Here is a 24,599-nt window from a genome sequence, read left to right on the forward strand (position 1 = left end):
AAGAGAGGAACTCAACATGCGCTATTCTCTTATGTGTAAATCTTTTACTGGCAGTGAAGTGCAAGACTCTGAAATCGTTGACGTGAATTTGCAAAATAACGAGGTTGCTTTTTCACAGTTCCCATGCAGTGCGTCGATGACAACGCAACGACTTCCACATGGACAACGATTCAATATTACCCTGTCTTTTCATGAAGATACAACCGATCCGATGAATTTTTCATTTTCGATGGCAACAGAGCAATGGGACAAGAGCAACTATGTGTTGATGCCCGGTGCGGTTTATAATGGCAATCGTTTTGTAAGCTTACCTCTTCCCTACCCGCCTTATTATGAGCCTCCCCACAACAGCCGATTTACAGATGCCGAAGTCATTACCAGCATTCCTCATTTGGATATGGAGAACAGAAAATCACAAATTTCTTTACTTTCTGGTGATATGGCATCGCCTTTATGCGGGTTCTATGATTTTAACGGCCAATCCGGTTCTGTTCTATTGGGAGAGCACCAATGCGGCAGTTATTATACAGGCTTTACTGTTGATGAAAATCAAATCGATAGCAAAGCTTCTTTTGTGCTTTCTGTTCCAGGTGTACGCGAGACTACTCAATATTTTTTTGGGGACCAGAACGACGGACATGGCTTTCGTCCAGACGTCTCAGCTCCTTCACAAGATACCGGCGCTATGTTCAAACAGGGTCAATCACTAACGCTGACGGTCTGTGTCCTTCATTGGCAGCAAATATCTTTGCCGGACTTTTTCAAGCTGGTAAACAGCACCAAGACAACATTGGAAGCCCCGAATCAATTCTATAATGTTCCGTTCTATAAGGCATATACAAGCATCAAAGAAAAGTACCAAAAGGAAAACTTTACGGAAGAAGGATATTACACGGTAGGAACCAACTGGAACATCCATCAGCAGTGTTGGCAAGCGGGTTGGATTGGCGGAGGTATCAACAGCTATCCGTTGTTGATGGAAGATTCATCTGAAGCACGGCAGCGCGCGCTTTCTACGCTCCGCTTTATTTTCTCGCGCTTGCAGCACCCTAGCGGCTGGGTATTCGGCATGTATGGAAATGGAAAGTTTTATGGTGACGGTGGCGACAGTAACCCTGATACCATTCTGTTAGTTCGAAAAAATGCCGATTTGCTTTATTTCGTGCTGAAGCAGCTATTTTGGCTTTCGGATAACCACCATTCCACAATAGAGTTTGAGCAACCCGTAAAAGCGCTTTGCGATGCCTTTGTTCGGCTGTTCCAACAATACGGTCAGCTCGGACAGTTTATTGATATGGCTACAGAAGAAATCGTAGTAGGTAACTCGGCCGGAGCATGTATGGCTGTAGGCGCGCTGGCACTGGCGAGCGAATATTTTCAATGTACAGAATACCTCCACGTTGCAGAGCAGCTTGGGGAGTACTATTACCACAACTATGTCAAAAAAGGGATGCTGAACGGTTGTCCTGGGGAGATCTGTCAAGCGCCGGATAGCGAAGCGGCATTCGCCATGCTGGAAAGCTATGTGCAGCTGCATGAGACGACCCGCAAGAGCATCTGGCTTTCTTATGCAGAAGAAACTTGTGAAATTGCCATGACGTGGGTTATGAGCTACGACTTTGTGTTCCCTGCACATAGTACAGCAGCCAAGCGCGGTGTTCACAGCAGCGGCACGGTGTTCGCCAACGCACAGAACAAACACTCTGCGCCTGGTATTTGTACACTTTCAGGCAACAGTCTTCTCAAGCTGTATCGCTTTACAGGTAAAGCAAAATATCTACATGATCTACATGCTATCGCACACAGTTTACCGCAGTATGTATCTCTGGCAGAAGATCCGGAGCTTACGCTCGAGAAGCAATATTTGCCCGCAGGCTATATGAACGAGCGTGTGCAGACAAGTGACTGGGAAGGTAAGGAAACGGTTGGGGAATTCCTCTATGGTTCCAACTGGCCGGAAGTTTCCATGCTGCTTACATTTGTAGAAGTACCGGGCGTATATGTGGATTTCGCCAGCCGCACATTGCAGGTATTTGACCATGTGGAATGCTTGGTTACACAGTGGAATGAGGATTCTGTATCCATGGAAATGTATAATCCTACCGCATACAGTACGATCGTTACGGTACTTACGGACGAAAGTACAGACGCTCAGCGCGTAACGCATCATTACTTTGGAAGCATGAAAACTGTCCCTTTGTCAGCCGGAGAGCGTGTGCAAATTGAGATTAAAAAATAACGGGAGGTTTTCCTTATGTTGAATATTGGTGTTATTGGATACGGCGTGCGGATCGACATGCTGATGGATGATTTGTTTGCACTGCCTTATGAAATCAACATCAAAGCAGTAGCAGATACCAACCACGAACGCGTGCGGGCTTTGATGAAAAAAGACGGCTCGAAAGAAATGATGCATAACATGGAAATCGATAAAATCGACGGGCTTTTGCGCAGCTGCGAGATGAATCCAGATACCATTAACTTTTATACGGATGCAGACGAAATGCTGGACAAAGAGAAGCTGGACGGCGTGATCGTGGGTACGAACTGCAACACGCATACTTATTTCGCTCAAAAAGTGCTGAATCGCAATCTGCCGCTGTTTTTGGAGAAACCGGTAGCTACGACGATGGAAGATCTAAGAACACTAGCGGAGTGCGAAGCAAAAGCAACGGCTCCCACGGTTGTTTCTTTCCCGCTGCGCGTCACACCTCTGGTGCAGGAGGTAAAGCGTATTCTGGATGCCGGCACGATTGGCAAGGTGGAGCATGTACAGGCGTTTAACGATGTTCCCTATGGGTATGTATATTTCCACGACTGGTACCGCGATGAGTCCAAATCGAAGGGGCTTTTCCTGCAAAAAGCTACGCATGATATCGACGTCATCAACTATCTGCTCGGTGAAGAACCCATGAACGTCTGTGCCATGAAGTCCAAACAGATTTATAAAGGCGACATGCCAGCCGGCCTGCGCTGCAGCGAATGCGACAAATGGGAAACCTGCATGGACAGCACTTACAACATCATTAATCTACGCAATGACACGCCGCGCAGCGATTATTGCGGTTTTGCGGTAGACACCGGCAACGAAGACTCCGGCAGTATGATTGTGAACTACGCGAGCGGCATGCACGTCATGTATTCGCAGAACTTCTTTGCCCGCAAAGGTGCCGGGCGGCGCGGTGCAAGGCTGTACGGCTACAAAGGCACCGTGGAATTCAATTTCGCCACGAATGAAATCAAAGTATTTGACCATATGAGTGACAAAGTAACCACCGTGCGTCTTGATGATCAAGGTTCGCGTCATGGCGGCGGAGATATAGTACTCATGCGTAATTTTGTACACCTGATGCAAGGCAAAACGACCGAATCTGTAGCCCCGCTGAAAGACGGCATCCGCAGTGCTCTTGTATGTCTGCAGGCCAACGCATTTTCCGAAAGTGATCAATTTTATCCTGTCACTTTATGAATCAAATGATTTTTATGCTTTAAGAATATAAAAAGCAGGAGCTCTTAAATTCAGAGTCCCTGCTTTTTATGGCTTGCTTAAGATTTTAATCGCTTCGTCTCCAGATCTTCTTCCTCAGTGCACATCATGCAATTGATAAATCTCGCTGGCATCCCGCCATATCTTCGAAAAGCACTCCCCTGTCAACCGATGCCACTCTTCTTCCAGCGGGTGGTCGATGACCCGATCCGGAAGCGCCAAGGATGGATCCGACTCGACAATCATAAACAGGGTCAGTCCCTCGCGAAATATCCGCAACGATACAATGCCCGCTTCCCGCATATGCTGTTCGTTTCCGGCAGGAATATCGCGGTGAAGCTGTTCGTACCGCTGAACTTGATCCGGGTGAAGGTGGGCTACTTTAACTTCTGTTACCCTGTTTGCTGCCATATCCCCACTCCTCTACAATCGTTCACTCACCATGCGGTTTGTCAGAGCGCCCAGCTTCTCGATCTCGATCGTCACGACATCTCCCGGCTTCAAATAGACCTGCTTCTCCTTCGGATATCCAAGCACGACGCCAGCGGGCGTTCCGGTAAGAATGATATCGCCCGGCAGCAGCGTCATATGCTGAGAAATATAACTGACGATTTCATCGCAATGGAAAATCATATCCGACGTATTCGAATGCTGCCTAACCTCGCCGTTCACGATACATCGAATGTCCAAATTGTTCGGATCACCGACTTCGTCCGCCGTAACCAGATAAGGCCCTAAGGGGCTAAAGCCGTCACAAGATTTGCCAAGCAGCCATTGATGTGTTCGCATTTGCAAATCGCGCGCGGACAAATCATTGACGTTGCAATAACCGAACACGTGATCCAGCGCATGTTCCTTGTCTACGTATTTGGCTTTTTTGCCGATGACAATCACAAGCTCAGCTTCATAGTCAACCTGCGACGATACCTTCTCTGGCAGCGGAACTTCGCATCCATGTCCCGATAGCGTATTAGCAAATTTGTTGAACAAGATCGGGTATGCCGGGATCGGCGCGTTCGTCTCTTCCGCATGTTTGCGGTAGTTGAGTCCTACGCATATAATTTTGCTCGGATGCGTCACGCAGGGGGCGTATTGGATCGTTGATTCATCGAGCAAATAAGCTTTGCTCTCCGTTCCACCCGCCAACACTTGGTCTGCAAAGCGCTGCAATGCAGCAACAGCGCCTCTTCCGCCTTCGATGACGTCATGAATCGTCACCGGCAGTACTCCTTGTGGCATGGATGATATGCTTTCCAGCGCTGCTGCGACATCCAGAATGCCTTGATCCGTTTTAATCGCCAGCTTTAATTGCCCGTTATTTTCATAGTTCAACAGTTTCATTCGTCCCAACACTCCTGTCTATCTATTGTTATGCGTTCTTACCGAATACGACGCCGCCGTCAATGTACAGCGGGGAACCCATCATGAACTTGGACTCGTCCGAAGCGAGGAAAAGGGCCGCGTTAGCGACATCCTCTGGCTTGCCAAGCTCTCCACTGAGCTGGCGCTGTTTCAAGGATTCGATCGCAGCTGACGGGTCATCATACGACGTCTTCAAATAGTTCTCCATGAATGGTGTATAAATCGTCCCCGGCAGCAACGCATTCACCCGGATGTTAAAGGCCGCATAATCGACCTGCATCGATTTGGTTAAGGCGAGCACCGCACCTTTCGTCGCTCCATAAGAAGCTCTGCGCGCAAGACCCATTTCAGCAACGCACGACGACATGTTGATAATCGAGCCCGTTCTGCGCTCCATCATGTAGGGCAACACATATTTCGAAGGCAGGAATACGCCTTTGACATTAATGCTCATGATCCGGTCCCACGTATCCGGCTCGATTTCGTGCAATGCGCCGACGCCGCTGATACCCGCATTGTTAAACAACACGTCAATACGTCCGAATTCAGCGATGGCTGCTTCCACCATCGCTAGGACCGCTTCCGGCTGGGTAACATCAGCTTGAATAAAGAGCGCCTCGCCGCCTTTTTCAATAATTTCGCTCACCGTTTCCTGGCCTTTGACCTCATCCACGTCGTTGACAATAACGGCTGCTCCTTCTTGTGCGAACAGCAATGCTGTACTTCTTCCGATGCCTGAGCCTGCACCTGTGATCAGTGTTACTTTATCTTGTAATCGCATATCCTCACTCCTGTGTCTCTTTCATTTGCAACCTATACGTCCGAACCGCATTCCCGCCAAAAATAGCTTCGATTTGAGCCCCAGTCATTTCAGACGGTAAGGCAGCGCCGACCATTCCGAGCATATCCGTGAAGCTGCCTGCTGGTGTGCATCAATGATCATCACTCGGTCCGCCCCTGAATCGTGGTCGGCTTCTCTACACTCGGCCAAGGCATATCATACGATGGAGAATGAACAAACCGCTCCATAGACAGTCTCAAAGTGATGCCTGTTCCCGCTGGCAGCGATACGTGCAACCATTTCCCCTCAACCGCTAACGTCCCGGTCACTTCGCCCGAAGCATTGATGATTTCTCCACCTAAGAATCGATGTTCGCCAAATACGCCAGCCTGTATGATGACCTCTTGATCATCGAACAGACTCGTGTTCACCAAATGAACCGTTGCGGAATCCGGAGTCAGCTTCTCCACCAAGGCAGATACGCCCGACGGCAGTCCGGGGCGCTTCGCCACAGCGTCAAAATAACGAACGCGGCCATGCTGCAGACCTCCATGCGAGATATGCATCGGTCCGCCCAGCGTCAGCTGTACAAGTCCTTCGAAATATAACGGGCACATTTCCTGCCAAATGTGAATGGCCGAATAGATCCCTTCGCTATAATGCTCCGACCATTGATACGGATCACCTTCCGGAGAGCGCATCTTCGCGAGCTGATTGCCAATCATTTCGTAATTGGCGCTTAATATCCGCTGTGGATAATCCGGGTTGAGCCCGCGGATATATTGGTACCACGGCTGCGTATTACCAATGTAATGCTTCGTCTCCCGCCCGGTCCTTGGGTCTCTGCCGGAGTACTTTGGCACGATGACCTCATTCCAGTCATGATCTTTCGGGATGCGCTCAACGCGTTCCACATCTTCCTCCGCCATCGACATCGACCACAGATAGATCGGATATTTCGGCAGCGCCTCCCGATAATCGGTCCAGCCGCTATCGAAATGCTTGAATGGGACCAACCATTTGCCTTCCTTCTCTTGGCCCAGCTCCCAGTTGCGATCGAGCTGCTCCCGTGCCAGCTGCAGCCCATTCATATCGCCCGAAAGCAATACCTTATTCATGCAGGCATTCGTCAGCGGCTCGATGATCGTCATGAAGCCGTGAGGCCACCGCCAGCCGTAGTAGCCTCCCCACCATTTGCCGTCGTTGTACTCCCCGATTTGACCTGTGAGTCCGACATTGTCAGGAATGATGCCGCCGTTAGCACGAGTCCGCTCTTGCCAGGCGTTCACATACTCGACGACCCAACTCCGCAGCTTCTCCTCTCCGCTATGAAGAAACGCATGCGTGATCAATCCCGTCGCATTCAAATTCAACGGCACATCGCCGCGATTCATCCGCTCGTTCATCATGGCTAGGAGCTGCTGATAGACCTCATCGTTCGACCAAGGGCACTTGCCGCTTGCAAAATCGACCCCAGGAATATCTTCGTAAGGGGCTAAATAATCGTCCAGAATGCCTCGGTGCGTGCTCCAATCTTCCTCAGATACCTCAAACCTAGGACCGCGGCTGCCTGTCAATGGCGATCGGATAAGCTTGCGCTCCTGATCATAGTTCGGCGCTTGCGGGTCGTCGCCCGTATACATCGCTGCAAATTTGCTGGCACGCTGCCGATCCTTAAGCGTCGAGGGCCCTGCCAGACCAAGAAAATATAAATACAAATAGCCTTCCCCATGATGCATCCAATCGTAATACGCATCGAACTCGCGGTGAATTTGCCCGTATTCCGTCCACTGCCAAGTAATGCCTTCCCATATTTTTCGAGACACTTCATGCAGTTCGCTGCATCCCCCGAGAACATACAAGAGCGCCAAATTCATAAACCCTTCATAAGGATCATCTGATCCATCCATCCCTGGCCAATGCTCGAACCAAATGAGCGTCCCGTCTGGATGCGTGTACCGCTCGACGAACTCTTTGGCTGCCTTGTTCAGCGTTTCAAAAAGCAGCTGCTCCTGCAGCGCCCACGCCTCTGGAACGACCCGCTCTGTAGCTTCAATCCTCGTGATGCTTCCATTCGTTAGCGTTGAAGTCATGTGACTCTCCCTCCCACTTCGTTGTAACTAAAATAACGTTTGCCCTTGGAACAGTTGATACACTTGACGCAGCTCATCCGGCTCTAACCCTCGTCCATCGCAAAAAGCTAGATTCATCCGAAGCGCATCCATCGTTTCCGTCCCCGTCAAAGACACATGGATATCCGGTTGACTTAAGCTGAAGCGCATGCCCGGCTCGATCAATCCTTTCGACTCCGTTTTGCGAAGAAAACTTAATTTCTCCAGACGCTCTTTGGCTCTGTCCAGTATCTCCTGCTCCAGAAACGGAGCCGGCGAATCCGCAAGAATCCCCATGCCGAGCACACTGCCATTGATGACGCCAAGACCCATCTCCTTCGCGAGCGGCAAGATTTCATCTTTGGCCGTATGATCAGCCAGCATATAGCGCGCATAGAATTGAATCGCATCAAAGCGTTCGGTCTTCATATATCTCATCATCAATGGTAAAACCCGCGTACTCACGCCGATATAACGGATCTTCCCATCCTGCCGCAGCTTCTCTAATGCAGGGAGCGTCTCGTTGATGACAAGATCATAAGGCTGCGTCTCCACGTCGTGAATCTGCAGAAGATCGATCCAATCCGTTTGCAGTCGCTGCAAGCTGTCCTCCACCGACTGGATGGTGCTCTTATAATCGTAGGTCAAGTCTGATCTGATCGCTTTGGTCGTCAGCACAACCTTATCTCTGCGGCCGACAAGTGCTTGACCAATTCGGCGCTCCGATTCGCCGAACCCATACTTCGGAGCCGTGTCGATGAAGTTGATGCCGGCATCGAGTGCCTCGTGAATCATTCGCTGCACCTCATCTTCATCCGTCTTGCCGAAATCGCCTGCAAGCGGCGCCCCGCCTAAGCCAAGCTTGGATACTTTCAGTCCTGTCTTGCCGAAAATCGTATATTCCATCGTCTTTACTCCTTCTTCGATCCAAATTTATTCCTTCAACCGAATTAACCCAACTCGGCATGATCCTGAAGCGTTGCAACCTTGTTCTCCGTCCCATGCAGTTCGAAAAGTACCAGCTCATTTTCCCCTTCGCGAAGCAGCGGAGCAGGAATGTACAACGTTTGCTGGGGACCGATTTCCCAGTAACGTCCAAGATTAAACCCATTGATGAATGCGACGCCTTTCTTCCAGCCTTCCATCTTCAGAAACGTATCGCATGCTTCGTCAATTTGAAAAGTTCCTCTATAAAACGTCGGTGTACAAAGATCCTGCTTTTGCGCATCCGTATATTTCAGAGCAGCTAAGTCATCGAGCGGAAGCGTATGGATCGTCCAATGGTAGAGGAACTGCATCCCCAGACGAACGCCTTCTGTAATTCCTTTCGGATCTTTCATCCCGTAGCCGTAATTAATCCGTCCTTGATTTTCGACCAAAATGCTTAAGGTCGCGCCTTCGGGTGGAATGTCCAGCACAATATCGCGCTCCGTTGCGTCTGGTCTCACATCGTGCGTATTACGTTCGATAACGCCTTGATACACGCCGTCCAGGAATACGAGTGCACGATCTCGCACCTGTTGAATCGCAAGTTTCGCTTGGGATACAGGCCCTGGGATCGAAGTCGTGTACAGGATAAACCCATAATTTTGATCGAGCCGCTCCATCGGTTCTGGACATACGCTGTGAATCGGCGTTGATAACGTAGCGAGCGAGTCGAATAAGCGCGCATGCTCCGTTAATCGGACTTCGCCGTAATGCTTCTTCGGTGGCGAGGACGGTAATACGATATCTTCAACTTCTGTATATTTCGAGAGTACGCTCTGAACCGCCCAATATTTATCCGTTAAGTCACCAGATTCACTTAGCAATACGTCATAATCGTAGCTGGTTACCGTCGGCTCATATTTGCCCAAATCGTTCGCACCGTTATAAAATCCGAAATTCGTTCCCCCATGGAACATATAAAAATTCACCGATGCGCCCATGGCCAGCATGCTGTCCAGCACCTCAGCAACATCTTTGCTGTCCCGAACGTGGTGTGGTTTGCCCCAATGGTCAAACCATCCGTTCCAAAATTCCATACAGACGATCGGCTTGTCCGGTTGATACTCCGTCAGCTTACCGAACGCCTCATCCGGCCGCGATCCGAAGTTGACGGTGGCCAAAACCTCCGGAAGGAGCGTGCCGCCTTGCAAATTGCTGTCCGTGTATCCGTCAGAAGTGAACAGTAGAACATCAATTCCGCGCTCCACCATCGCCTGCTTCAAATACTTCAAATAGTTCTTATCGTTGCCATAGCTTCCGTATTCATTTTCGATTTGCATCGCCATAATCGGTCCGCCATTCGTGTTAAGCAGCGGAACCAACTTAGGCAATAGCACGTCATAATAAGCGTCGATTTTGTTCAAAAAAGGTTGATAAGAACAGCGAAGCCGCATGTTGTCTTCCTTCAGCAGCCACGCCGGCAGCCCGCCGAATTCCCACTCTGCGCAAATATACGGGCTCGGTCTTACGATGACATGAAGGTCGAGCTCTCCCGCAATCTGAATAAATCGTTCGAGATCTGCAATTCCCTCAAAGTTAAATTGACCTTCTTTAGGCTCATGCAAATTCCACGGTACATACGTTTCAACCGTATTGAACCCGCAAGCCTTTAATTTGAGAAGCCGGTCCCGCCAATATGCTGGGACGATTCGATAATAATGCAAAGCCCCTGATAAGATTCGAATGGGATTCCCGTTAAATAAAAATTGTCGTCCATCCATTGTAAGCATGTGTTCATGCCTCCTTTTTTTTATGAGAGAACTTGGTCTACACCCGCAACACGACTCCCACCCAGTCATCTCGCTCCAAATACATGCGAGGCGCATTCGGGCTGGAAGTCTCCGAATTCCTCCAGTTCCCTCTCACGAAGCTGTGTGATTGATGACGATGCACCACATTTTCGGTATGTTGAATAGCTATCAGCCTGCCGATTTCGCCGGCTGTCAGCAGAAGTACCTCCTGAAATATGAATTTCATATTGCGTATATTACTTCGCCCCTATCATAAGTCGAATTTCATTCGTCTGAAACAACAAAATATGAAAAAACAACAGATCTTTAGGAAAATGCACTCTTCAAAAAGTTAATATATCTCTAAAAAATGTAGCTTTTCGAGCATAGAACAAAAAAAACAACCACCAGGTCATACCCCGGTCAAGTAGACATATGAAAATAGCTAAGCTCCCAACGCGTCCGACAATTGCCAAGCGACAATAAAATATCCCCTCCAAGTGTCACTCAAACTCCCATCACAACCTGAAGGTTTTTTTGAGTGTCTACTTAAAGGGGATAATACCATTTTCATCGGTTAAACCTAGGGGTTTTTCCAATGTCTATTCTAAGGGCTGCACTTCAAACGATTATTATTTGGTTTGTTTCCAAGCATCGATTTGCTTCTGCTCTTCAGCGATAATTTTGTCGCTACCGGCTTTTTTCAGCTTGTCGATAAATTCCGGCAACAATTTATCAGGGTCAACAGAGCCTGTCTCCAAGAGTGCAATATACTGCGCGGTCACGGTGCCTACTTGAGCGATCTCACTCTTCACCGGTGCTGGATCGAAGCTGAAGCCGAGCAATGGCGACGGCGTGGAGCTTTCGTTCATCTTCTTCGTTGCTTCCGCAGTGCCAGGGACGGAGCCTTTTTGTGGATACGCGTTCAATGCATTTCCTACTTCCCATTCAAATCCAGGGGCATAGCCACCATCATTCATGATCTCAATCGTATTGTTATCATCGATTTTCTTATAGTGTTTGCCTTCGATACCGTAAGCTAATAGGTTGTAGAGCTCCTTGTCCTTAAACAGCAAGTCTAGCAACATAACAGCACGTTCCGGATTTTTCGATGTCGCACTAATCCCAGTCATGGTCGCAATAATCGAACTCGTCAACAGGGTAGGCTGAGTAAGTCTAACGTTATAAACCGGGTTCTGAGCAGCGTCAAGTGGTGCTTCCCCTTCCATTACCGGCCCGAAGTTCCCTGCATTCATGCTGGCTGTTTTGCCGGCTTTCCGATCTGCTTGTACATCCTTGAGCGTCGCCGCGTCTTTGCGGATATACCCTTTTTTATACCAATCCGTCATCATTGTAACGAACGATTTATATTCTTCAGACTCAAATTGGTTAACTACCTGTAAGGAAGTATCCGTTAACTTAATAACCCCCGGAATGTTGCGTCCTGCAACCTCATCAAGTCCATAATAAACAAGATTTTTGCCGAACTCCCCGTTGTATTCATTCTCATAAGGGACCATACCCGGATTATTTTTCTTCACTTGCTCTAGGAAAGGCGCAAGATCTTCAAGCTTTTTGATGCTCTCAGGTTTGACCCCAAATTTATCAGCCAAGTCTTTGCGCATAATAATGCCATTGGTCATCGTCCAAGCTTGGTAATTCGGAATCGCATAGATTTTCCCATTCACTTTCGTCGCGTCCCAGCCCATTTTAGGGAGCGTTTCCAAAATGGTTGGCGCATATTTCTCTAGAAGGTCATCGAGTGGGATAAATGCGCCTTTATTGACGTTCTGGTAGTAGTTGTTCGCCCAGTTCGCGGTGAACGCCAGATCGTAGTTCTCATCAGCAGCGTTCACAACCTGCATTTTCTGATCGTACGCACCCCAATCGACGATCTTCAGATGCAGCGTCACATTCAGCTTTTCTTTCAGAATCTTGTTCATTTCTGCTTCTACTGAAGCAACATCCGATTGTGGTGAAGTGTCAAGATACCATGTCAAATCTACTGGCTCTAGCTTGGCTGGATCTGTTGCAGCTGGTTCTGTTTGAGCTGATTCCTGAGTCGTCGCATTCTGTTGAGTAGCATCGGCCGATTTTTCGTCTTTTGCCCCGCACCCAATTAAGCTTCCTGAGAACATAAGACATACGGCGAGTACGGATACTACGGATTTCACTCTCTTTGTCTGTTCCATGAAACAACCTCCCTCATGATTCTAGTGATTTATTTATTGTATATCGGCATGAAGCCGTTACAACCAACAGAATAATTACTCTTTCACGGCGCCTACGGTCAAACCTTTCACGAAATACTTCTGGAAGAATGGGAATACGACGAGAATCGGACCCGCGGCCATTACGGCAATCGCCATCCGCGCCGTTTCATTCGGAAACTGGCTAATATCGATATTCACCGTACCTGGCCTAATACTGCTCGACAAATATTGAATATTATTCATAATCCGGTAGAGCATGTATTGCAGAGGAATGAGCTTCTCATTATCGATATACAACATCGCGAGCCACCAGTCGTTCCAATAGACGAATGCGATGAATAACCCTACAGTGGCCATGGCTGGTTTGGCAATCGGTAAGACGATTTGCCAGAAGATTCTCCACTCTTTCGCGCCGTCGATCTTGGCCGACTCGATCAGTGCGAGCGGAATTTCGGATAAGAACCCTTTCATCAATAGGACGTGCCACGGCATAATAACATACGGTAAGATCAGCGCAAAGATGGAATCGCCGATGAACAAATATTTTTTAATTAAGATGTACCATGGCACAAGACCGCCGTTGAATAGAAGGGTAAAAAATATGAAGAACGATAATTTATTGGCGCCGCGGAAATCTTTGCGGGACAGCACGTAAGCGAGCATGGCCGTAATCAGTAGGCTCAAGACCGTTCCGAGCACGGTCACCGTCACCGATACGGTATAACCGGTGATCAGTTGATCCGGGCTTTTTAATAGATATTTGTATGCAAACGTCGTAAACGTTTTGGGAATCAAGCGATAACCGTCCACTGCAAGATCCGACTCGGTTGAAAATGAAATGGAAATGACATAGACAAGCGGGATCAGGCAGAAAACAGAAAAGATGATAAACCACAAATGAATCAGCCATCTGGACAACGATTGTTTCCTAAAAAAATTCATAGTTTCCTCCCCCCATTCTCTCTAGAAAATCGCATTATCTTTGTTGAATCTGCGAACGATATAGTTCACGGTCACGACTAATACAAAACCGACTAAAGATTGATAGAGTCCGATAGCTGTGGCCATACTGGTATCACCTGACACACGTAACGCTCGGAATACATAAGTATCAATAACATCCGTCGTGGCATACAACGCGCCGGAGTCCGCCGTCAGGAAGTAGAACATCCCGAAATCGGAGTAGAATATTTTCCCAACCTGTAATAAGGTAATCAAGGTAATTAACGGCGATAGCAGTGGAATCGAGATGCTGCGCACCTGCTGCCATTTGCTCGCACCATCAATCGATGCAGCCTCATAGAGGCTTTTGTCGATACTCATAAGTCCCGTATAAAAGATGAGCGTGGAATATCCAACATTTTTCCATAAGTAAGCGAGACTTAAGATGACAGGCCAATACTTCGCTTCCATATACCAGTTGACCTCGTGAAATCCGAACTGTGTGAGCAGCTGATTAATAACACCCATCTGGGGGTTCAGCAATGCGTACGTGACATAACTGACAACAACCCAGGATAAGAAATAAGGGAAAAACAGTGTCGTCTGAAATAACTTGACGGCCCTTCGACTGAGTTCAAAGAGCATGAGCGCAAACGCGATGGCAACCACATTCGTTAATAGAATGAATATGAAATTGAGAAAGATGGTGTTCCGCGTCACTTGCCATGCGGCATCGGAGGTGAAGAAGAATTTAAAGTTATCCAGTCCGACCCAATCGCTGCCCCAAATCCCTTTCCTAAAGTTAAAATCTTTGAAGGCAAGCACCAAGCCTAACATCGGCGCATAATTAAATATGAGGACGAATAGTAATCCCGGAGCTGCCAGAGCCAGTAATCCCTTATGACGCAGAAATTCGCGCCAGAATGTATTTTTTTTCTTCACATTCATATTTGCAAGAGGCTGACTATTGTGAATTTTTGTTTGATAAGACATCGCTTGACCTCCTTTTCCTAACTACTTCCCTGTTGGACTCATCTTCCATGCAACACATCATAACTTCCGCAACTGGGACAATCCTAGTGTAAATCGGGACTTTTATAGCATTTTCCACTGTAAAAACAGGCACTTTACTGTACTTGTCGCTAAAGTACAGTAAAGTGCCTGTTATAAATTAGTTCTATTTACTTAATTTTGACGCGTTTCTTTAATGTTTTTATTCAAAACATATTCCTTCGGCGTTACGCCGTATTTCTTTTTAAACAGTTTATAGAAGTAGCTCTCATTCTCTACGCCAATTTTCTGTAAAATGTCTTTGATGCTGCGATTCGAATTATGAAGCCATTCCACGGCTTTCTCGAGCCGCACCTCATTCATATAATCGGCAACCGTTCGATCATACTGTTGATTGAAAATTTTACTCACTTGCTTAGGCGATAAATTCAGCTTATCGGCAATATATTGCAGACACAATTCCGGATTCGTATAATCTGCTTGAATAAATTCCATCACCGTGCTCGCAATGATGGCATGTTTGTCGTTCTCTATACGCTCCACTTTGGTCAAGCCATTCCTGCAAATTTGCATGATATGATCGTGCTGCTCCTGAAGCGTTCCCATCGTGAACAGCTGGTTGGAAAACAAATTAAAATTGAACTGCAGCGGCTCTAGCCTGTTCCTGTTCATCTCCTCGGTTGTCTCTTGCAGCGTATTCACTAATTTCATCACCGATAAAACGACGTTATTGTAGCTCAGCTTATGGATTTCATCAAATATTTTACTTAACGCTTCTTCAGCGGAGACCGTATTCCCGCTTTTTAGCGAATCGACCCATTTTCTTTCTAACGCAGCAGAATAACCAACCTGTCCATTCTCCGTATTCACCGCAATAAGCCGATTGGTTAGAATGCAGCCCTTGCCGAATATCAGACGGTACACCGAATTGTTCAACGCCACATGATATTTTTCGGTCAAGCCATGGAGATTGCCGCATGCGTCGCTAATAAAAATAGAAACGGATACTTTAAAATATTGACTGATATACGATTGCGCTTTGTTCCAGAGCTTCGTTGTTTCCGAAACCATTGTATCCTCGTCTCGATCGCCTAGGTTCATAATAAAGGCAATATGATCGTTTTTCATTTCGACAGCTTCGACCTTACAACATTCCGAGAATATTTCCAGGGTAATATTGATAATCCCGAACATGCAGAGATCACGATCCAGATGACTGAACAATTGCTCGAATTGAGCGTAGTCATCAATCTTTAAGATGCATACGAGTCCCGGTGCAGCCTGTGTCAGGTATACCCCCGATTCCACGGTTGCCTTAACAAACTCATCTGGGGTTACGGAGCGGCTGTCTACTAACAGCTTTCTTAGAAAATAAGCCTTCAAGATTTCTCGGTCGGATTGCTTCTCAAGCTTATATTGGTTCAACTGTTCGATCGAAAACTGATAGGCCTTGTTCAAGTACGATATTTCATCATCCTGTGCATGAGCATGGTCTAATTCGGTTCCATTGGATACAACATGAACCAAATTGCCAATCGGTTTATAAATTTTTCTGGAAATCAAAATCGAAGTCATAATGGCTAGCAAGATAATCCCGCAAATGATGGAAATCAATGTATATTTCAACGTGTTTATTTTCTGAAAAACTTCATCATATATTTGCGCTTTCACGAGTGTCCAATTCATTTTGTCTACAAACGTATATGTGATTAGATACTTCTCCCCATGGATGTTTTCCGTAAAATAACCCGTTTTTTCTGAAGGAGCTTGTTCTTTCATGTGCCGTAGGTAAACCGCTTTCAACGAATCTTCCAAAGAGCCTTTCTCTAGATCGTTGCCGACAATTTCCGCATGATCATCCATAATGACAATTTTATCGCGGCGCTTCTCATCGACCATATTGATGTCCTTAATGTTATTGAGCAGCCATTCGGTGCTGGCATTGACGATTAAGGCCCCATCCGGTTGATTGGAAGCATCCTTAAAATCATACATCAGATAGGTGACGACATTCTCAATCCGTTTCTTGTCATTCCCAATGGGATATTCGATTTTTCTTGGCAAAGGTTTTAATTTCGGTATGTTCTTCTTAGATTGCATCAAGGCTTCGAAATTCAAGTCTTGAAATAACAAGTTATCCTGCGTCGTGTAATACGTTTTGGTCGAGCCGTTATACAAATAGATAGAGTGAATGAAAGGGTTCGTGCCAATGATCGACGTTTTGATTTTGTTCACTTCACGCAGCATATCGGCAAATTCGACATGCTGGCTAAAAATCAAAGGCATTATTTCTGGTTTATAGTACATGGATAAGATTGAGTTAACAATCATATCATCCATCAAGTTAATATTATATTTCACCTGGTACAATATTTTTTTATTCGATTGGTACTCGTTATCCAGAACAGCTTGTTCAACCTTCACTAATGCAATAAGCGCGAACAAAATAAGCGGCAGCAGCATGGCCAATATGACCCACTGATAAATCTTGCGGAAATAACTACGTTGTATTTTGTGATTCGAACGCATATGACCACCCTTTAAGTTTATCAATTCTGACTAAACGCACGAGCAACAAAATACATTTTACCTTATATTCTCATTTTTTGGATAGATAGCGTTTCATTTTTTATTTGTTAAAGGAAGTCTCGGAACGCAAACAGACGCCGAATTATCGGCGCCGAAAGTTCGCGTTTATTCATCTTAAGAAGGATCCGCCTAGCGCTTCGAGTAAAATTCCAGTGTCTCTAACGGCTTCAGCCTTGTAGCTTGCACGAGTCCATTGGCCAGCACGGGCGCAATTCTTGCTGCGATCGGCAGCAACTGCTGGGTTACAGGCTTGCCCATGATCCATTGCAGCACGCTCCCCCATCGTAAAGGTCCGGAAAACTCCCTCAGGATCGCATGCGTAAAGCGCTGTTCCCAATCCTGCAGGGATAAGTTCCCGCGCAAATAGCTGTCCGCCAGCGGCGCGCACAATGCGGCGGAGCGCAGCGCCATAGACATCCCGTCTCCGCAAAGCGGTGCGATCATGGCGGAAGCGTCTCCTAAGCGAGGGAACCCGTCCCATGGCGTCGGCTTACGCTGCAGATAGACGGGGGCGATTGCAGCTTGCGTGCCGGGGGATGGCACAGCGGTCGCAAGCCGTGCAGCCAGCCTCCGGTTGCGCTGGATTGCCGTTTCCAGAATGGACAGTACCGATTTGCCCGCCTTCGCGAATTCGCTGCGGCTCAGCAGCGCCGCAGCATTCACGCGGCCATCCTCGATCGGGCACAGTCCGAGATAACCTCCTCGAAAGAAATACATCTCAATCACTGGCTCCATCGTTAAACCGTCATAGTGGGTTTTAACACCGATGTAGGCTTGCTGGCCCGAATCAGCAGCATTCAGACGATGTCCTGTATGTGCAACTCGCGAATTCGCTCCCCAGGCCGCAATGACAGCCCGGGCGTGGAACAGGCTCATGTTCGCTCCCTGTTTCGTTCGAACCGTGTATCCTTTACCATGCTGCTCTATCCCTGTAACCGTGGTTGACAGGTGCAGCTGTGCACCGGCCTGCAGCGCGGCTGAATGCAGCGCCTCATCCATCGTATATCGGCTTAGTCCCCATGCAGCGCCAGGGATCGGGAGCTCGATTTCACCGCCATGCTCGAAGATGAGTCGAGCCCGTTCAATCCGCTGCGGATGAAGTGCCGCAACCGTCTCGGTTAATCCGAGTGCGTGCAGCGTGCTCTGCGCTTCCGGCGACAGAAATTCTCCGCACACCTTATGACGCGGAAAGGTCTGCCGGTCGATTAAGGCCGTCTCCCACTGCCTATCTGCGAGTGCTTTGGCGATGCAGCTTCCCGCCATGCCTCCCCCGAGCACGACGACATCCGCATAATGCTCCATTTCGTTCAGCTCCGTCCGCTTGAATTTGACACCGGCTTCCTGATCACGACGGTATAGCGGAACAACGGCCGCCAAGAATACATCATCTGGTTGATCCCCGCCGACTGCTTGAGTCGCTTCCAATCCTGCGATCGAAAGCCTTTGGCCACGGACAGGGGACCGTCATTACGAATATACCGATTGGAAGACATAATCCGCGTCGCAAGCCATACCGCCGTCCAAGCGATCCAATGCCGATGGATATCATTGACGACAACGCCCAGCCGCGCCCCTCGCAGCATACTCATGATGACACTGGGAAGCTCCTTTTCCGCAAAATGATGCAGCAGCTGCGTTCCCGTCACGATATCAGCGCCACCTTCAGGAAGCTTGAACAGATCTCCCCGCATGACCTGAACGCGCGGCTCATTCCGAAAGAAGAGACGCGCTTCGGTACATGCTTCTTCGGTCATATCGACTAACGTGATCGCAAGATCAACACCTTGCATCGTAGCCCATTGCAGCACGCGCCGATTCACGTCGCCAGAACCGGCGCCAACGTCCGTAATCGTTAGACGCTTCGGCTTGCCTGCCGCCTGCCATAGCCGCTTAACCCCATACAGCGTCGGCCCCGATGCGACGAACAGTCGATTCAACAGGCGAAGCTCTCGCAGCGCTTCACGCAGCTCCTCTCCACCACTGGAGAAGTCGTCCATGAGCTCAGCCGCCGAAGCACGACCTCGCAGTTTATAAAACATATTGCGCATCCTCTGTGCGGCGCTTGGATGTTACCTTGGAAGCCACATACGTGATCTTGATCATCTCCGCCGTCAATCCAGGGCCGAATGCTAACGCCAAGCCGGCTGCACGCGCTGTACCTCGTTCCCGCAGCTGCTCCCTCATTTTCTTCATGACGAACAAGATCGTAGCGGAGGACACATTCCCGATGTCTCGCAAGACGCCTAGACTTGGCGCGACTTGCTCATCCGACAGACCATATCTTGCTTGCAGAACTTCGATGATTCCTTTCCCACCCGGGTGAATCGCCCATAATTCCAGATGAGCCTCCCCGATGAGACGTGACACTTCGGCCGGAACATATTCACCGATCAGTCTCGGAATATTCGGTGACAGATACAGGTCAAATCCGACGTTCCCAACCTCCCAGATCATTTCATTAGCGCCCCCGGGCAGCAGTACGGTATGATAATCACCGAGCAGATAGACCTGCTGATGCTGCGGGCCGACCGCACCGATCACACATGCCGAGGCACCGTCGCCAAAAAAAGAAGCGCCGAACAAGGCATCCCGATCCCCGGATGGCTGAATATGAAGCGTGCACAATTCCACGCATACAATTAATACGTTCGCCTTCGGATCGCCGGATACCAGCTGCTTCGATAAGCAAATCGCCTTCATCCCGGCAGCACATCCGATGAAGGTCAGCGGGATTCGCATGACGGAAGGAGCTAGCCCCAGCTCTCGAACCAAAGCAGCATCGATTCCTGGAAGGAATTGCCCGGTACAACTGACCGTGATGAGATGCGTAATCCGATCGGCATTCATCTTCGCATCCGCCAAGGCGTCTCTTGCCGCGGATATAGCCAGCGGAACGGATGCTCTCTTATAGACGGCCATTCGTTCTGCCGTGGTTGGAACCTCCGAACGATCTTCTTTCGGTAAATAACGACATGCCGAAGCCTCGTTCAGCAGGTCCGGCTCGCACGTATAGCGAGTCTCGACCCCGCATTGTTTGAATATTCTTCTGGCCCATCGGGCCGAATCCGGGTTGCTGCTCAGCGCATCGACGATCCGGCGCGTCGTATCTGCCTGGTCCATGCGATAGGGCGGCAACGCCGTGCCGATCCCTGTCATAGCAATCATTGGCTTTACAGCTACCATACCATCATAACCTCCTCAATGTAGCGTTAACGGCTTATAAGACCTTTGATGCTCCCAGCTTATTCCGAAGCCGTTCTCATCATCTTACCCATCTCGGAACATGACAAAACCCAGTCCAATGCGGACTGGGTTCATATGGCGGAAGAGAACTATGGCTGCACAAACCACAACTCCCCGCCGCGTTATGCAAAAAGATTCTAGATAAATGCGGATATGCTAGCTACTACCCATTTCTCTTCGGTGACTGAAGTTTATTTTTATATTCACCCAATAATAAATGCTTCACGGTATCCGTCTTAAGAAATCCATGAGGAAATCCGAGTTCGATTCTACTTACCTTATTCAAAACATCCATTTGTTCTTGCGTTAGCTGGAACAGTAGGCAACCTAAATTGTCTCTGATTTGGGCTGCCTTCCTAGCACCAAGAATTGGTATTGGCCCTTCTTTCCTTTGTCGAATCCAATTGAGCGCAACTTGTACGGGGGTCTTGCCTAATTCCTTTGCAATCTCCTCAACTGTTGCGACAATAGTTCGATTACGATCCGTGAGCCTATCCGCATTAAGGTCAGCACGTTTTGAATCTTCTGTAGTACCGTTCTTATTCTTTCCTGATAAAACGCCGCCCCCTAACGGAGACCAAGCCGTTACACCGATTTCAAAAGCTTCGGCCATTGGTAACAAGTCACGTTCAGCCTCTCGCTGAATTAAGCTGTATTCCATTTGCAGTCCAATGAAAGGAGACCATCCCTGTAAAGCAGCCATCGTATTCGCCTGCGATACGATCCATGCGGGTGTATTGGATATGCCGACATAAAGGATTTTTCCGGCCCGAACCTGGTCATCTAGCGCACGCATAATCTCTTCAACTGGCGTCAAGAAATCCCATGTATGCAACCAGTATAGATCGATATACTCTGTTTTTAATCTTTTCAAGCTGGCATCCAAAGATTGCACCAGACTTTTGCGATGATTTCCCCCGCCATTAGGGTTCTTGGGGTTCATTGACAGCGAATACTTGGTCGCAACGACGAACTTCTCCCGTTCCGAAGAAATGAATTCCCCGACATATTCCTCACTTTGCCCACCCGTGTATAGGTTGGTTGTATCAATAAAGTTTCCTCCCGCCTCAACATATGCATTGAATATTTTGTGGCTTTCTTCTTTATTAGCGCCCCATCCGCCAAGGTCTCCAAAAGTCATGGTTCCCAAAGCCAATTCGGATACTCTCAATCCGCTTCTGCCAAGCAATTTATATTGCATTTATTTCCCTCCCATTTGCCCTACTAATATGCCCCTTATACAGTCAAACTGCCGTCTACAGTTACAACAGAACCAGCCATGAAGCTTGCTTTGTCAGAAGCCAAGAACAATACGGCTTCTGCAACCTCATTCGGTTGACCGTGACGTCCCATTCGCACGCGCGAAAGTTCTTCTGGTACATAACCGCCATGCTCAAACGACTCCGCCACACTTTTGAAGATTGCTGTCTCGATGCCACCTGGGCAAACGACATTGATGCGGATTCCCTTGTTTGCGTATTCCATCGCCGCCCCTTTCGTTAAACCGATGACAGCTGCTTTACTAGCCGAATAAACGGCGATGCTGTGCTCTGGACGAATACCTGCGGACGAAGCTGTATTAATGATGGACCCTTTCCCTTGCTTTTCCATTACCGGAAGGACATATTTCATTCCGAGAAAAATACTCTTCACATTAATTGACATGATCCGCTCGTATTCTTGCATTTCGACCGTAGTAAACGGAGCGAACTTTTGAATGACCCCTGCATTGTTAAACAAGACATCAATTCGTCCATATGTCTCCACTGCTTGGTTAACGAAATTCTCCACGTCCTCTTGCTTGGAAACGTCCGCTTTTACGAAAATGCCCTCTCCGCCATTATTCTGAATGAGCTTCAGCGTTTCTTCTCCCAAACTCTGATTGAAATCTACCAGAACCACCTTGTACCCGTTTTCGGCTAACTTCAAGCTGGTTGCTCTCCCAATTCCGCTGGCTGCTCCTGTTACTACCGCTACTTGATTTGCATTATACATATTAATTTCTCCCTTTAAGTTATATTTTTTACTTTGAATAAAAATAGTAGGCGGGTCCACTGTCACTATTCCCCAAGGTTCGCATCTTTTTTAGCTTGTCCTGTTTCTTGATTCCATATAGCCTTCATAGTTGCCCTCATATAAAACAGCGCCCTCGGAGCTAAGTTCCACAATTCTGTCCGCCAGCTTGTTGAGAAAATAGCGGTCATGGGATATAAAAAGAAGCGTTCCTTCATAATTCAGCAGGGTTGATTCCAAGACTTCCTTACTGGATAAATCCAAATGGTTTGTCGGCTCATCCAGAACGAGCACATTTGCTTCTTTTAACATGAGCTTGGAAAGGGCAACGCGCGCTTTTTCACCACCACTAAGTGAAGATATTTTCTTGAATACATCCTCGCCTGAGAATAGAAAGTTTCCCAGAACCGTTCGAATCCTAGCCTCTTCGATATGCGGACAGTGACTCCATACCTCGTCCAAAATGGTATTAAGGGGATGTAAAGAGGATTGCTCTTGGTCGTAGTATCCAATCGTCACCTCCTTTCCCCACGTTATCTCCCCACGATCCGGCAGTAACTCGCCGATTAAGGTCTTTAGCAGGGTCGACTTCCCAATACCGTTCGGACCGATCAAAGCAACTTTTTCGCCACGTTGAAGCCCAAAACTAATGTTCTGCAATAACGGCTTGCGTGCACTCTCTACACCTAAAGAAATGCGAATATCGCGAATATGCAGCACCTCTTTGTGAGAGGTTTTCCCGACGCCAAATGTTAGTTTTGCGCGCTTTAGGTTTGCGAGGGGCGTATCGATACGATCGATTCGTTCAAGCTGCTTACGTTTGTTTTTCGCACTTTTCGCAGAGGTGGCACGAACAATATGTCGCTCAACGTATTCTTCCATTTTGGCGATCTGTTCTTGTTGCATCGCGTACCTCTTTGCTAGAACTTCTTTATTTAACTCCTTCTCAATCACGTACCTTGAGTAATTGCCTATATAGCGCCGGACTTGTGTTCTTTCCAACTCATAAATGACTGTGACAAGTGAGTCCAGAAAATACCGGTCATGCGAAACAACGAGGATCGCGCCGGGATAGGAACGCAAATAACCTTCCAACCAAGCCAATGTCTCAAAATCCAAGTGATTCGTCGGCTCATCTAGTATGAGCAGATCCGGTTCGCTGAGCAGTGTTTTCGCAAGTGCCAGTCTTGTTTTCTGCCCACCGCTTAGTGTATGAATGGGGGTATCCTGAGGAAAATCTCCGAAACCCATGCCATGAAGAATTCCTCGGATTTTGTACTCGATCTCATAGCCACCGTGCTGCAAAAACCACTCGGATTTAGTCGCATAACGATTCATCGTTTCTGCGTAGTTTCCGGCATCTTCCATAAAGGCAGGGTCGCTCATTTGTCTTTCTAGCTCTCTCATCTCTTTTTCGACCTGGACCAAATCGGTGAAAACACTCAACAGCTCGCTCCCAATCGAATTCTCAGGGTGAAATCTACTGTTTTGGCGCAAATAGCCTACTTTCGCTCCTTTTGCGAGATAGATCTCCCCTTCGTCATAAGAGAGATCACCTGCAATAATTTGCAGAAGAGTAGATTTGCCTGCACCGTTCACGCCGACAAGGCCAATCCGTTCACCAGGTTCAATTTTCATAGATACTCCAGAGAGTGTTGGAGTGCCCCCATAGATTTTGCTGATTCCGTTTATTTGAAGTAACATTTACCATCTCTCTTTTCTTATATAATAAAACCCCATCCTTTCGTGAGTATTTCGCCTACCTGGGATCCATAAGAACGTTTTCATTCCGTTTTTCCTCCTTTAGAGAACGCAAAAAAGACGCCGACAAAAACCGGCGTCTTTTTTTGCGTTATATGATCGAAAATTTGCAATGGAATTATATTATGCAAATTTTACTCAAAGAAGGCATATGATACCGGCACCTGTTTTCGATATGAAATTGGCATGCTTATAAAAGGGCAGACTTGTCCCTTTGCATGCAAATCTCCGCGCAGAATGGGTACTTTTACCATTACTGAATCAGTATCGAAATTAGTGTGCATCACGTTTGCCTCCTTTCATGGAATGAGATAAATAATTTAACGCTCTTAATAATAAGTGAATATAACTAAAAAATCAATATAATGA

The 24,599-nt window shown here is 47.7% G+C and carries 18 protein-coding genes; 2 read left to right on the top strand and 16 right to left on the bottom strand.

The window, feature by feature from the left end:
• Positions 1–31 precede the first annotated feature (31 nt).
• Both C558_RS32560 and C558_RS0113690 read left to right on the top strand, forming a co-directional pair.
• A complete protein-coding gene (locus C558_RS32560) occupies positions 32–2,239 on the top strand; it encodes a hypothetical protein (RefSeq protein WP_211220758.1) in 2,208 nt (735 codons plus the stop codon).
• Between the two features lie 15 nt (positions 2,240–2,254).
• Entirely contained in the window at positions 2,255–3,469 is a 1,215-nt protein-coding gene (locus C558_RS0113690; RefSeq protein ID WP_018756849.1) for a Gfo/Idh/MocA family protein, read from the top strand.
• 114 nt (positions 3,470–3,583) lie between these two features.
• Here C558_RS0113690 and C558_RS31010 read toward each other — a convergent pair whose 3' ends face one another.
• The 16 genes from C558_RS31010 to C558_RS0113780 form a co-directional block, all read right to left on the bottom strand.
• Positions 3,584–3,898, bottom strand: coding sequence for an L-rhamnose mutarotase (locus C558_RS31010; protein ID WP_018756850.1), 315 nt, complete (start codon positions 3,896–3,898; stop codon positions 3,584–3,586).
• A 12-nt stretch (positions 3,899–3,910) separates the two neighbouring features.
• Positions 3,911–4,828: a fumarylacetoacetate hydrolase family protein gene (locus tag C558_RS0113700; protein ID WP_018756851.1), complete on the bottom strand. Its 918-nt coding sequence runs from the start codon at positions 4,826–4,828 to the stop codon at positions 3,911–3,913.
• Positions 4,829–4,856: 28 nt separating this feature from the next.
• Positions 4,857–5,630, bottom strand: coding sequence for an SDR family NAD(P)-dependent oxidoreductase (locus tag C558_RS0113705; protein ID WP_018756852.1), 774 nt, complete (start codon positions 5,628–5,630; stop codon positions 4,857–4,859).
• Positions 5,631–5,791: 161 nt separating this feature from the next.
• Positions 5,792–7,723, bottom strand: a complete 1,932-nt coding sequence (locus C558_RS0113715) for a DUF8034 domain-containing protein (protein WP_018756854.1) — start codon at positions 7,721–7,723, stop codon at positions 5,792–5,794.
• A gap of 27 nt (positions 7,724–7,750) precedes the next feature.
• On the bottom strand, positions 7,751–8,647 hold the full coding sequence (locus C558_RS31015) for an aldo/keto reductase (protein WP_018756855.1): 897 nt from the start codon (positions 8,645–8,647) through the stop codon (positions 7,751–7,753).
• Positions 8,648–8,691: 44 nt separating this feature from the next.
• Positions 8,692–10,458 carry a glycoside hydrolase family 35 protein gene (locus tag C558_RS0113725; RefSeq protein ID WP_018756856.1) on the bottom strand — a complete coding sequence of 589 codons (1,767 nt, stop codon included), beginning with the start codon at positions 10,456–10,458 and terminating at the stop codon, positions 8,692–8,694.
• A 632-nt stretch (positions 10,459–11,090) separates the two neighbouring features.
• Entirely contained in the window at positions 11,091–12,650 is a 1,560-nt protein-coding gene (locus C558_RS0113735; RefSeq protein ID WP_018756858.1) for an ABC transporter substrate-binding protein, read from the bottom strand.
• Positions 12,651–12,725: 75 nt separating this feature from the next.
• Positions 12,726–13,613 (bottom strand): carbohydrate ABC transporter permease, encoded by an 888-nt coding sequence (locus C558_RS0113740; protein ID WP_018756859.1) that lies wholly within the window; start codon positions 13,611–13,613, stop codon positions 12,726–12,728.
• Positions 13,614–13,634: 21 nt separating this feature from the next.
• Positions 13,635–14,606: an ABC transporter permease subunit gene (locus C558_RS0113745; protein WP_018756860.1), complete on the bottom strand. Its 972-nt coding sequence runs from the start codon at positions 14,604–14,606 to the stop codon at positions 13,635–13,637.
• Between the two features lie 192 nt (positions 14,607–14,798).
• Positions 14,799–17,153, bottom strand: coding sequence for an AraC family transcriptional regulator (locus tag C558_RS0113750; RefSeq protein ID WP_018756861.1), 2,355 nt, complete (start codon positions 17,151–17,153; stop codon positions 14,799–14,801).
• Positions 17,154–17,342: 189 nt separating this feature from the next.
• Entirely contained in the window at positions 17,343–18,638 is a 1,296-nt protein-coding gene (locus C558_RS0113755) for an NAD(P)/FAD-dependent oxidoreductase (protein WP_245583792.1), read from the bottom strand.
• Positions 18,521–19,252 carry a methyltransferase domain-containing protein gene (locus C558_RS0113760; protein ID WP_018756863.1) on the bottom strand — a complete coding sequence of 244 codons (732 nt, stop codon included), beginning with the start codon at positions 19,250–19,252 and terminating at the stop codon, positions 18,521–18,523. The genes C558_RS0113755 and C558_RS0113760 overlap by 118 nt, the downstream gene beginning before the upstream one ends.
• Positions 19,242–20,396, bottom strand: coding sequence for a type III polyketide synthase (locus C558_RS0113765; protein WP_018756864.1), 1,155 nt, complete (start codon positions 20,394–20,396; stop codon positions 19,242–19,244). The genes C558_RS0113760 and C558_RS0113765 overlap by 11 nt, the downstream gene beginning before the upstream one ends.
• A 223-nt stretch (positions 20,397–20,619) precedes the next feature.
• Positions 20,620–21,657, bottom strand: coding sequence for an aldo/keto reductase (locus C558_RS0113770; RefSeq protein WP_018756865.1), 1,038 nt, complete (start codon positions 21,655–21,657; stop codon positions 20,620–20,622).
• Between the two features lie 35 nt (positions 21,658–21,692).
• Positions 21,693–22,451, bottom strand: a complete 759-nt coding sequence (locus C558_RS0113775; RefSeq protein ID WP_018756866.1) for an SDR family NAD(P)-dependent oxidoreductase — start codon at positions 22,449–22,451, stop codon at positions 21,693–21,695.
• A 90-nt stretch (positions 22,452–22,541) separates the two neighbouring features.
• Positions 22,542–24,173: an ATP-binding cassette domain-containing protein gene (locus C558_RS0113780; protein WP_018756867.1), complete on the bottom strand. Its 1,632-nt coding sequence runs from the start codon at positions 24,171–24,173 to the stop codon at positions 22,542–22,544.
• Positions 24,174–24,599: the final 426 nt, after the last annotated feature.

The organism is Paenibacillus terrigena DSM 21567 (assembly GCF_000374845.1).
Lineage (GTDB): Bacteria > Bacillota > Bacilli > Paenibacillales > Paenibacillaceae > Paenibacillus_K > Paenibacillus_K terrigena.